At 41.2% G+C, this 13,177-nt stretch carries 8 protein-coding genes; 1 reads left to right on the top strand and 7 read right to left on the bottom strand.

Going from position 1 to position 13,177, the window contains the following annotated elements:
- Positions 1-42: 42 nt before the first annotated feature.
- Genes B1F84_RS17115 through B1F84_RS17105 form a run of 3 tightly spaced genes read right to left on the bottom strand, consistent with a single transcriptional unit; the run spans position 43 to position 5,373 of the window.
- On the bottom strand, positions 43-849 hold the full coding sequence (locus tag B1F84_RS17115) for a DUF547 domain-containing protein (RefSeq protein ID WP_131692195.1): 807 nt from the start codon (positions 847-849) through the stop codon (positions 43-45).
- A 1-nt stretch (position 850) separates the two neighbouring features.
- Positions 851-3,004, bottom strand: a complete 2,154-nt coding sequence (locus B1F84_RS17110) for a bifunctional TVP38/TMEM64 family protein/FAD-dependent oxidoreductase (protein WP_131692194.1) — start codon at positions 3,002-3,004, stop codon at positions 851-853.
- A gap of 17 nt (positions 3,005-3,021) precedes the next feature.
- On the bottom strand, positions 3,022-5,373 hold the full coding sequence (locus B1F84_RS17105; protein WP_131692193.1) for a TonB-dependent receptor: 2,352 nt from the start codon (positions 5,371-5,373) through the stop codon (positions 3,022-3,024).
- A gap of 214 nt (positions 5,374-5,587) precedes the next feature.
- On the opposite strand from B1F84_RS17105, the gene B1F84_RS17100 reads away from it, so the two are divergent.
- A complete protein-coding gene (locus B1F84_RS17100; RefSeq protein WP_008108879.1) occupies positions 5,588-6,001 on the top strand; it encodes a hypothetical protein in 414 nt (137 codons plus the stop codon).
- A gap of 346 nt (positions 6,002-6,347) precedes the next feature.
- Here B1F84_RS17100 and B1F84_RS17095 read toward each other — a convergent pair whose 3' ends face one another.
- From B1F84_RS17095 to B1F84_RS17080, 4 genes are all read right to left on the bottom strand, one after another.
- Positions 6,348-8,015, bottom strand: a complete 1,668-nt coding sequence (locus B1F84_RS17095) for an RluA family pseudouridine synthase (protein WP_131692192.1) — start codon at positions 8,013-8,015, stop codon at positions 6,348-6,350.
- A gap of 136 nt (positions 8,016-8,151) precedes the next feature.
- Positions 8,152-10,200: a S9 family peptidase gene (locus B1F84_RS17090; protein WP_131692191.1), complete on the bottom strand. Its 2,049-nt coding sequence runs from the start codon at positions 10,198-10,200 to the stop codon at positions 8,152-8,154.
- 139 nt (positions 10,201-10,339) lie between these two features.
- Positions 10,340-11,566 carry a threonine/serine exporter family protein gene (locus B1F84_RS17085; protein ID WP_008108872.1) on the bottom strand — a complete coding sequence of 409 codons (1,227 nt, stop codon included), beginning with the start codon at positions 11,564-11,566 and terminating at the stop codon, positions 10,340-10,342.
- Positions 11,567-11,688: 122 nt separating this feature from the next.
- A complete protein-coding gene (locus B1F84_RS17080; RefSeq protein ID WP_008108871.1) occupies positions 11,689-12,912 on the bottom strand; it encodes a glycosyltransferase family 4 protein in 1,224 nt (407 codons plus the stop codon).
- Between the last annotated feature and the right edge of the window lie 265 nt (positions 12,913-13,177).

Here is a 13,177-nt window from a genome sequence, read left to right as displayed (position 1 = left end):
GCGATACTAAAAAAACACCTTTGCAAGCACACTGTAAAAGCCTTAACGACGCGCATTTAAATCCCAGTTATAGTCTAAAAAGTCTATTTTCATGTCGCCGCTTGTTAATTTTTGTTGTTGGGCAGGCCCTAAATTGAGCGCATCAACATATAGTAATAAAAACTGTGATAATGAATTAGCCCCTCCAAACCCTTTGGTAAAATCACCTTTATACCACTTGAATATAGAAGACAGCTTTAGGATGTTGCCTTGTAGTTTATTGCGTGACGTATCAGATAAAAAACGCACTGTTTGTTGGTGTAATTGGGCCTCTAGTTTTTTTGCGGTGTAGGCTTCCTCTCGAAGAGCAGGGCAGCCAATGCTGGCGCAATTTACCGCAAAATGAATACGTGGATCGTTGTACTTACCGCTACCTCTGATTAAGTCATGCTCTATGTTATCTAAGCTACGAGTTTTACCCAGCAGAAAAATAAACTCTTTGCTCCACGGTGAGCTAAAAAAACTGCCTAAATCTTTAATTGATTTAAGATCTGGGTATTTTGTTAATATTAGCTCAACAGTAAAAGCGTTATACGCATTAATTAAAAACGCCAGCTGCTTAGGTTTTTCCCATGTATCAAACTCATTTTGCGTAACAGCCGATAACGAATCTAAATAGGTTTTAAGTCCTTTGCGCTTAGCTTTTATTGCTGTGTAATCAACCTCTGTGCTGTGGCCATGATTAATAGCTACAACATGATTGTTTAATAATGCATTCCAGCTGTCATGCATGTTTTGAGCTTTGCTTGCAAACGATGTTGCAAGCAAAGCAGAACCTAACAATAGCGCTTTTAAAGGTGTTTTAAACATATTAGCCTCTGCGCCAGGCGTGGTATTTTTCCAGCATGTTTAGTACTTTTTCAGGTGCGTGAGCGCGTTTCCACTCACCTGCTGCGTATTTATTGCCTTCGGCCCATGTTGGGTAGCTATGAATGGTGCCTAATATTTTGTTAAGCCCTAAACCGTGTTTCATTGCTAGTACAAATTCAGCAATTAAATCGCCAGCGTGCTCAGAAACCACAGTAACACCGAGTATTTTGTCTTTACCTTTAGGGGTGATCACTTTAATAAAACCATTGTTAGCGCTTTCGGTGATGGCGCGGTCTAGCTCTTCAAATTCAAAGCGGGTGATTTCATAGTCTATGCCTTTTTCAATCGCTTCTTGTTCATTTATGCCCACCCGTGCTACTTCTGGGTCAATAAATGTGGTCCAAGGAATAACACGGTAATCTACTTTAAACTTTTTAAACTGACCAAATAAGCCATTTACTGCAGCGTACCAACCCTGATGAGCGGCTACATGAGTAAACTGATACGGACCTACAATATCGCCTGCGGCAAAAATATTAGGGTAGAGTGTTTCTAAGTAGTCGTTAGTTACTATGGTGCGGCTCGTTTCTATGCCGAGCGTTTCAAGGCCATAACCTTCCAACCGTGCGCTTCGCCCTACGGCGCAAAGTAGTTCGTCGTATTCAATATCGATTTCATTGTCGTTGTGTTTTACCACAATGAATTTTTTACCGTTGCGTGCTTCACAGCGCAGTGCTTGGTGTGAGGTTAAAATGTTTACGCCGCTTTGTGTTAACGCTTCGTGAGCAAATTTAGACACCTCTAAGTCTTCTTTGATCATAATGCGTTCAGCCATTTCAATTTGCGTAACGTTTGAACCTAAACGCGCAAAGCTTTGTGCCAATTCGCTACCAATTGGCCCACCGCCAAGTACAACAAGCTTTTTAGGTGCATCGTCAAGCTTAGCAAATTTGCTCCATAACGTATCACTGGTTACATAGCCGGTTTCTTCAATCCCAGGTAGTGGCGGTACAAATGGGCGTGCGCCAGTGGCAATAACAAGCGTGCGCGCGGTAAGTGTTTGCGTGCCGCCATCATTTAATTTAATTTCCACCGTCCACGGGTCGATAAGTTTGGCGTAGCCTTTTATTACTTCTACGCCTAAGTTTGTGTAGCGCTCAACACTGTCGTGTGGGGCAATATCGGCAACCACTTGCTGCACTCGTGCCATTACTTTTTTAAACGAAAACTGCGGTGTCGTGTTTTGTAGCCCATATTTTTCAGCTTGGCGCATTTGCTGGGCTACTTTTGCACTTTTAATAATGGCTTTGCTAGGTACACAGCCAGTATTTAAGCAGTCGCCGCCCATTTCTCCGGCTTCAATTAAGGTAACTTTAGCTTTTACGGCAGCAGCAATATAGCTGGTGACTAAGCCGCCTGCGCCCGCACCAATAACAATCATGTTGCGGTCGAATGTTTTAGGTTTAGTGTAGTTTTTATAAACACGGCGCTTTTTTATTGCATTTATTAGGCTTTTTGCAATTAACGGGAATACCCCTAATAACGCAAACGACAAAATTAAATCCAGCGATAAAATACCCGATAAGCTATCTATTTGTGCTAATTGGGTACCAGCGTTCACAAATACAAAGGTACCCGCCAGCATCCCGATTTGGCTTACCCAGTAAAAAGTCCATGACTTAATAGCGGTTAAACCCATTAATAAATTAATTAAGAAGAACGGAAAAACAGGCACTAAGCGCAGCGTAAATAAGTAAAATGCGCCTTCCTTTTCAACCCCAGTATCTATAGCGGCTAAACGTTCAGGAAAGCGTTTTTTTATGGTATCGCGCAATAAATAACGTGACACTAAAAATGCCAACGTAGCACCAATGCTTGAGGCAAACGAGGCAACTAATAACCCTTGAGCCAAACCAAATAATGCACCAGCGGCTAGCGTTAAAATAGCTGCACCAGGCAGTGAAAGCGCGGTCACTAATATATAAAGTAAAAAGAACCCCCCGATCACCAAAAACGGTGATTGAGCTTTGTACTGATCAAATTGCGCCATTGACCCTTTTAACCCGTCAAGGGTAAGGAGCTGGTTTAGGTCATAAAAAAAGAATAAGCCGACACCTATCGCCGCCAGTAATAACAAACTTAGTTTTTTTAACATGTTATCTCTCAAACGGTTTAAAAGTTATGGGTAAGTGTGAGCTTAGCGTTAATTGGTAATTCTGGGAACGCAAGTGTCGCGCCAAAATAGCCACCTTCAAATACAGGACGCCAGTTTTGCTGATCGGTAATATTATTTACATCGAGTCTTAATTTAGTCGCTGAGGTAAACGCATAGCTGGTATTAACATTTAAGGTATGCTGATCGCGAATGTATACGGTAGCCAAAAAATCTAAAGGGTAGCTTTTAGTATACAGGGCAGAAAATCCAGCTTGCCACTGAGAGGTAATTGTATAGTTAGCGTTTAAACTTAATGATTGCTCTGGGATCCCTTGAACTTGACGGTTTGAGGGCGCAAAAGCAGTGTAACTTGGTGCACCTATGCTGTTACCCGCAATAATGTCGGGGCGCGAATTATCAAACGCATCGGCTATTTGCGCTGAATCTTGGCCTGTCGCAGAGTTGTCATAACGGGCATCAATGTAACTGTAGCCTGCGCTTACCCAGTAAGGGTAAGCATCATAAAATACTTGGCTTTCGAAACCAGTTGTACGAATGCCGGTATTGCTACCATCGCGATTACGTAAGCTGCGGCGTTGGCTAAATACAGCAGCATCTGCATACCAGTCGCTTTGTGTTGGCGCATATTTCACCCCAAACTCGACTAAAGTATTTTCCGTAGCAAAATTTTGTGCACTAATTGTATTATCACCACCTAACGTATTACCGCCAGCCATGCTGTTAGAGGTGGCTTCGTTATAGCTTGCTGCCGCATAAGTGGTTAAATCGTCATTTACTGAGTAATTAACGCTCAACTGCGCTGATTGCAGTGTATCGTTAATGCTATCACTAGCCGCTATTTGCCCTTGAGGCGCAATGGGGTCGTGTGCTTCTACATCATAATAATCAACACGATAACCAGCACTAGTACGTATGCTGTCAGTCCACTGTGAGTCTTGTTGAATGGCAATGCCGGTTTGCCATGAGCGTGAGTCTGTAGTGTCTGATAAATTAAAATCACCACTGCCATCATTGTTAATATCGTACTGGCCACCAGGCGATACATATACATCAGGACGCAGCTCTACCAAACGTGCCTTTTGGGCATCAGTTAATGGAATGCGGCGGTTTGAAAGTGGGCCGGTTAAATCAATAGGTGTGTCGGCTTCAGTAGTAAATTGGCTGTAACCCAATACTTTATTGTAGCGAACATCAACGGCGAATAAGGTTTGCTGCTCATTGCTCCATTGATACGTAAGTTCAGTGCGGTTTTGTGCGGTATCGGCGCCATCAATTATTTCAACAAAACTATTTTGTGCTATTTCTTCGCGCTGCAAATGCTGAAAGTAACTAATGTTTTTAATCGACATCACATCAGACAGTGCGCGCTTATAAATACTATGAACTAAATAAGTGGTCGCTTGATTGAGATTATCAGGGTCGGTAAGCACACGGCTGGTATCTATTTTGACTTGTCCTGTAGGCGATATAATAGACCCTGCGCTAGGAACTGTGCTGCCATTCGCTTGTAACCCTTGACCAGTAATATAAAGATTATGATCGATAAGCGCTTGGGTAGGGCGGTTTATACCAGCGTTATCGGTAAATTCTGTTTGGTACAGTTCAAAGTTAATGTCCCAACTGCTTTTGTCATCCGGTAAAATTTTTAATGCCGCAAACAAGCTATCACTTTGTGTGGCTGAGTAGTCATAATAACTGCCCTGATCAATATGCTCATAGCTAACACGTAAGCCAATTTTATCCTCAACAATCGGTGCGTTGTAATCTACTTGGGCGCTATACTTATCCCAACTTCCTGCAGACACTTTCACATTGCCTTTACGCTGATCAGTTGAGGCTGTTTTAGAGTGTAAGTTTACAAAGCCACCGTTACGTTGGCTTGAACCAAACAATACAGGTGGTGCACCTTTAACTACGTCTATCTGTTCTATCGCATTAAACGACAACGGCACACCAAAACCATTATTACCTGCTTGACGTCGAGTACCATCTTGAAATAACTCACCTAACTGGCCGCGGATAGTCGGTAAGCTTGGTGCACCAAAACCACTGGCCGCGTATGTATTAGGACTTACAGCGAGCACATCGTGCAATGTTGTTATGTTAAGTTGCTCAATTAAGTCTTTAGAAATAGGGGTCACTGAGCGGGCTATGTCTTGCAAGGCCAGGTTGTCGCCAAAAGGGCCATTTACTGTGGTGTTTTTAATAGAGAGGTTTTTAGATTTAAGCGCTTGCCCTGCCACCTCAATTCGCTCAATGGGGTCTGGGCTTTTTGTTACTGTAGCCTGAGCTGCTAAAGCTACATTTAATAGTGGGGCGAGGGTTAAAGCTAAATACGTGTATTTCAAATCGTGTTTCTCTATTGTTTTATGTTGATGTACACAAAAGACCAAGACAGGTACAAATATCTTTCAATCAATTGCTAATGTTTTTATTTTTTTATCTTAGCGGTTAAATAATAGTGCTTTTATTGTAAAGAGTTTAATTTATTTGAAAATAAAAAAACGATTATACGGTCTTACTTGCCAATTAGTTTATTTATATCTTTTTTAAGGAAATTTTATGACAGATTCAATCAATACTGATGTACAAACTCGTTTGCAATGGTCGCTTTTATCGCTGCGCTTAGGGGTTTTCATAGTTATGGTAATGTGGACACTGGATAAATTTGTAAATCCGGGGCATAGCGCTCGTATTTTTGAGCATTTTTACGGGATCAGTGGCTCTACCGATACGATTGCTTATATTTTAGGTACATTGCAATTATCGCTAGTGATAGCGTTTTTAGTCGGTTTTAAAAAACGTATTACTTACGGTGCTATTTTTATAATGCATGGACTATCAACGCTGTCTTCTTACAACCAGTACATTGATGGCTTTAATAATTTACTGTTTTTTGCAGCATGGCCGATGTGGGCTGCGTGTTTTGCGCTTTATTTATTACGTGATCAAGACGTAAAATTTACCGTTAAATAATAAAGCAAAAAAAATGGTTATAAGCGTTAGCCTATAACCAATAAAGTACACAGGGAGTGTAGGAAGTTCTGTTGCACACAGTAAGCGCTTAGCAAGCCATTTACTGTGTGTGACTAAAAGCACTTATTGGCGCTTTAAGTTGCTTTAACAAATACGTACAATAACAAAAGCAAAGCGAATGCCAATTTTTAAATTGTTGAATTTAAATGTTATTTTTATTTTTTGAATTATGGTTTTGCATAATGCAGGTAAATTTTTCTATATTGCAACGGTAAAAGTTACCTACTTTGCAATATGAAAAAATGGCACTGTTTTAGAATCCGATTCGACTAAAAGCAGCGCTGATTTAAAAATCAGCGGCTACTTCAAATTCTAATCGTTCATGACTAATAGGATGGGTAAAAGCTAAATACTCGGCATGCAAATGCAGTCGTTCTGCCTTTTTACCGTAGTGAGTGTCGCCCACAATGGGTGTATTTAACCCTAAGTGGTGGGCACAGTGAACACGCAACTGATGAGTACGTCCTGTTTTTGGGTAGAGTTGTAAGCGGGTGGTATTATTTTTACGTTCCAGTACCTGCCATGTTGTTAATGACGGCTTACCCGTTTTATAACACACCATTTGCCGTGGCTTATCATCAAAATCAAGCACTAAAGGTAACTCTATAGTGCCACTCTCAGCAGCAATATTGCCCGCCACTAAAGCAACATAACGTTTTTCCACACTACGCCCTATAAACTGTTTTTGCAGTGCTTTATGCACCCGTTTATTTAGCGCAATCATTAACAGCCCAGAAGTCGACATGTCTAATCGGTGCACAATAAGTGGCCCCGAAGCGTGTGGGAACTGAGTTTTAATTCGCATATATACCGAATCGTCAATATTAATGCCTGGCACAGATAAAAATTCAGCAGGTTTGTTTACTACTAACAAATCATCGTCTTGATAAACAATCGTTAGGTCCTTTCCCTGCGCGGGGTTGACCAATAGCGGGTTATCTTCAACATTTAACCCCTCCAGCATATGCCCTAAAATAGGCTGGCATTTGCTATAACACGATGGGTAATAATGTAAATGATGCCTAATCGCTGATTTTGGCGGTGCGCCCCACCAAAATTCGGCCATAGCCAGCGGCTTTAAATTATGTTTATAGGCATATTGTAATAATTTTGGTGCGGCACAATCTCCCGCGCCAGAAGGTGGTGTGTGCTCGGGCAGCTTAGCAAAAATGGCGTTTAAATCGGTCACTTCGCCGTTTGCATTTAAAAACTGGTATTGAGCGAATAGCTTTTTTTGTAAGTTTTTAGAGAGTACTTTACGGCGTTTTTTTAATCCGTTAATTTCATCATCTATTGTGAGTTGTGCTTGTTCAAGCGCTGTAATGCGTGTTTGCCACTGTTGCTTTAATGCTTGTAGTTGTTTTTTCTCAACAATGCTCTGCCCAGCTAATTGGTTCTTCAGTTTTTCAAACTCATCATTATTGAGTTGTTCGCCGGCGGCTTGCCGTTGCTGTTTTCGCTGTTTTCGAGTTACTTGCATCGCTTGCTGCTTGGCGATAAGTTGTTGCTCATAGTGTTGGCGAGCAGTCACTAACTGTTGCTCAATTTGTTGATAATTATCACTGTTTTGCAAGGCTGTAATTTGCGCATTAATATCGTTAATCACTTGGCTCTGCTGACTAAATTCTGCATCGTCTATATGTTTAAGTGCCACATTTGGCGCAAAATGCAGTTGCTCATCTATCCCCACTATTTGCCCCGAATAGGCGCTAATAAAGCCTAGCTGTTGCGACTTATCTTGAACAACCAATACGCCAAACATTTTACCGGCATCAATATCATCTGTATCTAAAATAGCCTTATCTAGCTTTTTTAATTGTTGTTGTAATTGTTTTGCAGCGGCAACGGCCAGCGGATGAGGTTTATAATAAAAGGGAAACGTAAACTGCTCAGGCAGTGCAAGGTTATCTATATTTTCATTAAAAGTGGTAAAGCAGCTAGCAGGGTTTGACATGGCAATGGTGTGATTAGCAGTTATCAGAATAATTAGTCAGAGTGTAACATAAGCAGCGCTTTGCCACTAAGCATGCCTGGCATTACAAACAAAAAGGCCAACATATTTATGTTGGCCTTTGCTATTAAGCTTATACTTATTTGTTAGCGTCTTTCACTGCTTTTAATTTAGCGGCATGGTCAATTTCAAATGCAGGCATGTCTTTTTTGCCTTCCATTAGGTAGTTGTCCATCCAGCGCATTAAACGCAAGCTGTAATCGTATTGTGCTGCTACTTTACGGTTACCATGGCCTTCGCCAGGGTAGTAAACAAGGCGAACATCTTTACCTTGCACTTTCATGTAACGGTAAAGCTCCATAGATTGTGCAGGGTGAACGCGAGGATCGTCTTTACCATGCATAATAAGCAGTGGCGTTTCAGATTGACCTGCCCAGTAAATAGGGCTGCGCTCTAAGTACCATTGCCATTTGTCCCATGGGTATGAACGCGCATGAACTAGGTTCATTTCGTTTGAAATATCAGTAGTACCAAATTTAGATAGCTGATTAGTTACACCCACAAACATAACGCTGGCAGCAAAGTGCTCGGTTAGCTTTGTTGCGCCCCACGCTGATGCATAACCGCCGTATGAGCCACCGGTAATACCAACACGTTTAGTATCAACTAATCCCATATCAACAAGGTGATTTTTAAAATCAACTAAGTCGTCAAACTCTTTACCTGCGTAATCGTTTTGACCTAGTTTAGAGTAATCTACGCCTTTACCTGTTGAACCACGGTAGTTAGGGTAAAATACCGCGTAACCACGGGCAGCACCCATTTGACCAGGGCGCGAGTAGTTAGTTACCCAGCCGTTTTTATCATGGCTTTCAGGGCCACCGTGTACCGACATAATTAGTGGGTAGCGTGTGCCTTTTTCATAATCGAGTGGGTAAACTAGTACACCATCAAGTTCTACACCGTCACGCGCTTTAAGGGTAATTGTTTCTTGTTTAGCAAAGCGTTTGTCGTTTAACCAGCTGTTTGAATCAGTTAAACGTGTTGCTTTGTTACTGCGCACGATAAAGACTTCGTTAGGGTGTTTTGCTGTGTTACCACGAAGTGCGAGTGTTTTATCTGAATCAGAAACACTTAGCTGTGAGGCAATAAATTTGCCTTCTTTTACGAGCTTCTTGTATTTGTTAGAGCCAGTTTTAATGCTCGCAACAAAACTTTCAGTGCCTACATTGGCAATAAAGTTAAGGGTGTTACGTTTGTGCGACCATTCAAAGTCGACAACGTGGCCCATAAAGTTAGGTAACCATTCTGTGATTTCTGCAGTTTTAGTATCGGCAATAAATAAACGACCTGTAGCAGGGTCGTGCTTATCTTCTGCACCTAAAATAGCAATGTATTTACCATCATGCGACAGCTCAGCATCGCCTAATTTACCTTCAGTTTTAAATGACAAGGTAACTTTATTGCTAGCAATATCAAATAAATGCCACATTGATTTTGTGTATCTGTCGTCAATTAAAGCTGTAGGTTGAGTCTTAACCAGTAGCTTTTCACCATCAGCAGCCCAATTAACGTCACTTACGTAGTTATCAACATTGAGTGCAGTTGGAGTAAGTGGCTTGTCGGCTTTAGCTAAATCTACAATAAAAAGCTGCTTGTTTTTAAGGCCTTGCTCGTACACTTCTGCTTTAAAGCCAAGCTTTTTTAGTTCTTTTTCTGACTTATCAGCAGCTGGCATTGCTAAAATGGCAACTTGCTTGTTATCAGGGCTTAACTGATAGCTTGAAATAGATGTGCCTTTTAATGACATAACCGCTTGTGCTTGGCCGCCATCAACAGGTATTTGGTAAAGCGAAGTATATTTGTCGTCTTTTAATTTCGCTAAAAAGTAAATTGTTTTGCTGTCGTTTGACCATTGTAGGCTTTTAATATTAACCGAGCCGGTAATAAAAGGACGTTCAACACCTTCATCATCAACAACGTAAAGCTCACTGTAATTACTGCCATTTTCGTCAACGTAAAGCGTGCGAGGTAACGAACGAGTAAATGCAACAGTGTCGCCATCGGGGCTAACGCTTGTTTGTATTACCGATTTTACTTTTGGAATGTCTTCAACAGTGATTGCTGATTGCGCAAATGCAAGTGAGCTTGAAAGCCCAATTGCTATCGCTAAGCTAGTTTTTAGCATTGTTATTTCCTTTGCTTTATTAGATTTCAGCCATTATAGCAAGGTGTTCCCAATATACTAAAAAATGCGATTAATCCTCAAAAGAGGGCGTTTAATGAAGGCAATAATGCTATGGCGCGGTGTGAAACCGCGCTTAATGTTATAGACTTTTTTTAGGAGGAAGTGCTACGTTAGCAAAAATAAGTCCGGCCACCAGCGACATAAAGATTAAAAACGTTTGTTGACCAATGTGCTCTGCATAAACAAAATCTTGCCCTTCAATCAGTGAGTTCAAACCAATATACGTTTTGCTACCAGGTACTAATACAATTAGGCCTTGCATAGCCACAATAGAGGCCGGGGCATTGGCAACACGATTAAATAAGTTACTAAACACACCTACAGAGAATGCGCCCACAAAGGTACCCAGTGTGTAATCTAAGTACATGGCAGAGCCAATACTAGTGCCATAGGCAATAAAGCCAGAGGCTATAGACCAGGCTGCGTGTTTAAACTTGGTTCTAAATATCACAATTAAGCTGCTACAGAGTAAGAATATGGCTAACCATGCAGTCCACTTTGGTAACGGCTCAGGTTGTACGAAATCGGTTTGACCAAATAAGGCAAAGCCAATAGCAATACCAATAAAAGCCCCAAAATAGAGCTTAAACAGCAACATAAACGAGTCCATCACGCGTGCTGTGCCCGAGACTAAATGCCGGGCTGCCAGTTCAGCTAAGCCAAGTGCAAGGGCTAAACCGGGTATAAACACAATAATGGCAGAAAGCACAATTAACCGAATATTAATGTGTGCATCTAAATGAACGCTAATAGCACAAGCAAGAATGGCCGACACTATCGCCACTAGTGGCTCAAGCATGTGAGCCACACGTTTCGAACGGGCCGACCACAATACAAATAAGTAAACAATAAAGGTTAATAAACCAGACCAAATAACATCATTCCAACTGGTGCCCATTAGCATTGCAAATGCACCGCCAGAGGTGGCAAAAGCGATACCGGTTATGATTTTGTTATAAGGGTTTGGCGCCTCAAAAATGATATCAAGTTGCTGATCAACCTCTTGCAACGTGAGTTCACCATTGAGCATTTTATTAACTAGGTCATCGGTATCCGCAAGTGAACCTAAATCGTGATCGCCTGGGTCAACCCGGGCAACATGGGTATATTCATCTTCATGACCATCCGTCCAAATAACAAAGGTAACCGACGTTGGAGACATAACAAACGAGGATTTAAGACCTAAATAAGTCGCCACTTCCATTAAGTGGGCTTCTAAGCGATAGGCAGGTGTACCGTATTTATGGAGCATCTTGCCCAATTTAACGATAAATTTGCGTTTTTCAGTAAACGTTGCGGTTTTCAAATTTGTTTTGAACCAACTATTAAATAACTAAGCTAAAAATATAGGCAATAATGCTAAAATTGCCCAAGTTTATTTGCGGCGATTTTAAACACAAATCGCCGCCTGTCTAGTGATTTTTAATGTTATTTTTTATTTTTTTCTGCTATCCACTGCGACATATATTGTGTGCTGCGCATGGTATGGTGTTTGAGCATTTGGCCTGTGAAATTTTTCATCCGGTGAGCATCTAAATTACTGCTTATTGAGTCGATTTTTTCAATTAATTGAGCACTTAACTGCACTTTGTCATACAGGGTATTAAGTAGAAGGTTTCCAGCGGCTTGCGCTTCGCTAAATTTAGCCTCGTTGTTGTATAAAGAGACGGCGGCATCTGCAAAAGCTTGCGCATCTGCTGTTACCACACCTGGCCACGGTAATGTGTTGTGCATACCTTCGCTGCCAATAGGCGTGGTGATGCTTGGGGTTTGCATGATCATGGCTTCTAATAGTTTACCTTTAATACCCGCCCCAAAACGTAAAGGGGCTAAGCAAATACGTGCGCTTTGCATTACTTCATATGCGTCATCGGCCCAGCCTTTAATTAAAAAGCCGGTTTTAGGATTATTAAGTGCGGTGGCTTTTGGTGGCGGGTATGAACCATAAATATGCAGTTCTGCCTGTGGCAGTTGTTTACGGATAAGCGGCCAAATTTTTTGTAAATAAAGCACCGCATCCCAGTTTGGGGCATGTCTGAAATTACCAATGGTCATAAAGTGTTGGCGTTGTTGATACGATTTAGTTTGCTCAGGTAAGGCGCTTAAATCAACCATAAATGGTAAATGATGCAACACACTAGGCTCAACATTAAACACTTCATTGAGTAGCTCCATCTCATAGCTTGAGATAATTAAGCTGAGATCGCAGCGTAAAATCGCGGCTATTTCACGTTTAGCTATGTCTGATAGTAAATCGCTGTGGTTAAATTCACGCTCACCTTTATGCGCTTCATGGCGAGCATTGCGAAGGCATTGTAGATCTTCGGTATCTAAAATTTTAAGCGCATTAGGGCAATGCTTATCTACGCGCCAGCCAAACTGCTCTTCCATCATAAAACGGTCAAACATCACTAAATCGGGATTGTAAGCTTTTATATAGTCATCAAAGCTATCACAGTTTAGGGCAATACTTTGGCTAGTGATACCAAAGTCGGTAAGGTTAACCATGTGATCGGTAGGTTGTGCAGGCGTGGCAAATTCAACATCCCAGTTTTGCGCTTTAAATGCATTAAGTAACGACATCATATGCGTACCTGCAGCAGACGAATTGGGCTCTGGCCATACATAGCCAATTACCAGCACTTTTTTCATTGGCTAGATTCTCTAATTATTTGATGGAAAAACAGACTCAAACACAGTGGTATATTTTTAAAAGCTGTAACGGTATTTAAAAAGCAGAGTATGATTTCGAAAAACTAAAATGCTGCAAATTAATGGACATAAACAACCAATTTTAGCGTTGAGTAAATAGGCGTGTATTTTAGCGTATTCAGGCTACTTAAGTCATTACTTAGCTTAACACTTTATGAATGGTGCAAAACGTGTTTATATATCCGGTAATATTCAAAAATAAAAA

The sequence above is a fragment of the Pseudoalteromonas sp. DL-6 genome (assembly GCF_004328665.1).
Taxonomy (GTDB): Bacteria; Pseudomonadota; Gammaproteobacteria; order Enterobacterales; family Alteromonadaceae; genus Pseudoalteromonas.
Note: the sequence above shows the minus strand (reverse complement) of the source record. Positions and strands in the feature narration are given on the sequence as shown.

Coding starts and splice junctions, on each gene's coding strand:
- B1F84_RS17115 (WP_131692195.1), bottom strand. CDS start 849: ATGTTTAAAACACCTTTAAAAGCGCTATTGTTAGGTTCTGCTTTGCTT.
- B1F84_RS17110 (WP_131692194.1), bottom strand. CDS start 3,004: ATGTTAAAAAAACTAAGTTTGTTATTACTGGCGGCGATAGGTGTCGGC.
- B1F84_RS17100 (WP_008108879.1), top strand. CDS start 5,588: ATGACAGATTCAATCAATACTGATGTACAAACTCGTTTGCAATGGTCG.
- B1F84_RS17095 (WP_131692192.1), bottom strand. CDS start 8,015: ATGTCAAACCCTGCTAGCTGCTTTACCACTTTTAATGAAAATATAGAT.
- B1F84_RS17090 (WP_131692191.1), bottom strand. CDS start 10,200: ATGCTAAAAACTAGCTTAGCGATAGCAATTGGGCTTTCAAGCTCACTT.
- B1F84_RS17080 (WP_008108871.1), bottom strand. CDS start 12,912: ATGAAAAAAGTGCTGGTAATTGGCTATGTATGGCCAGAGCCCAATTCG.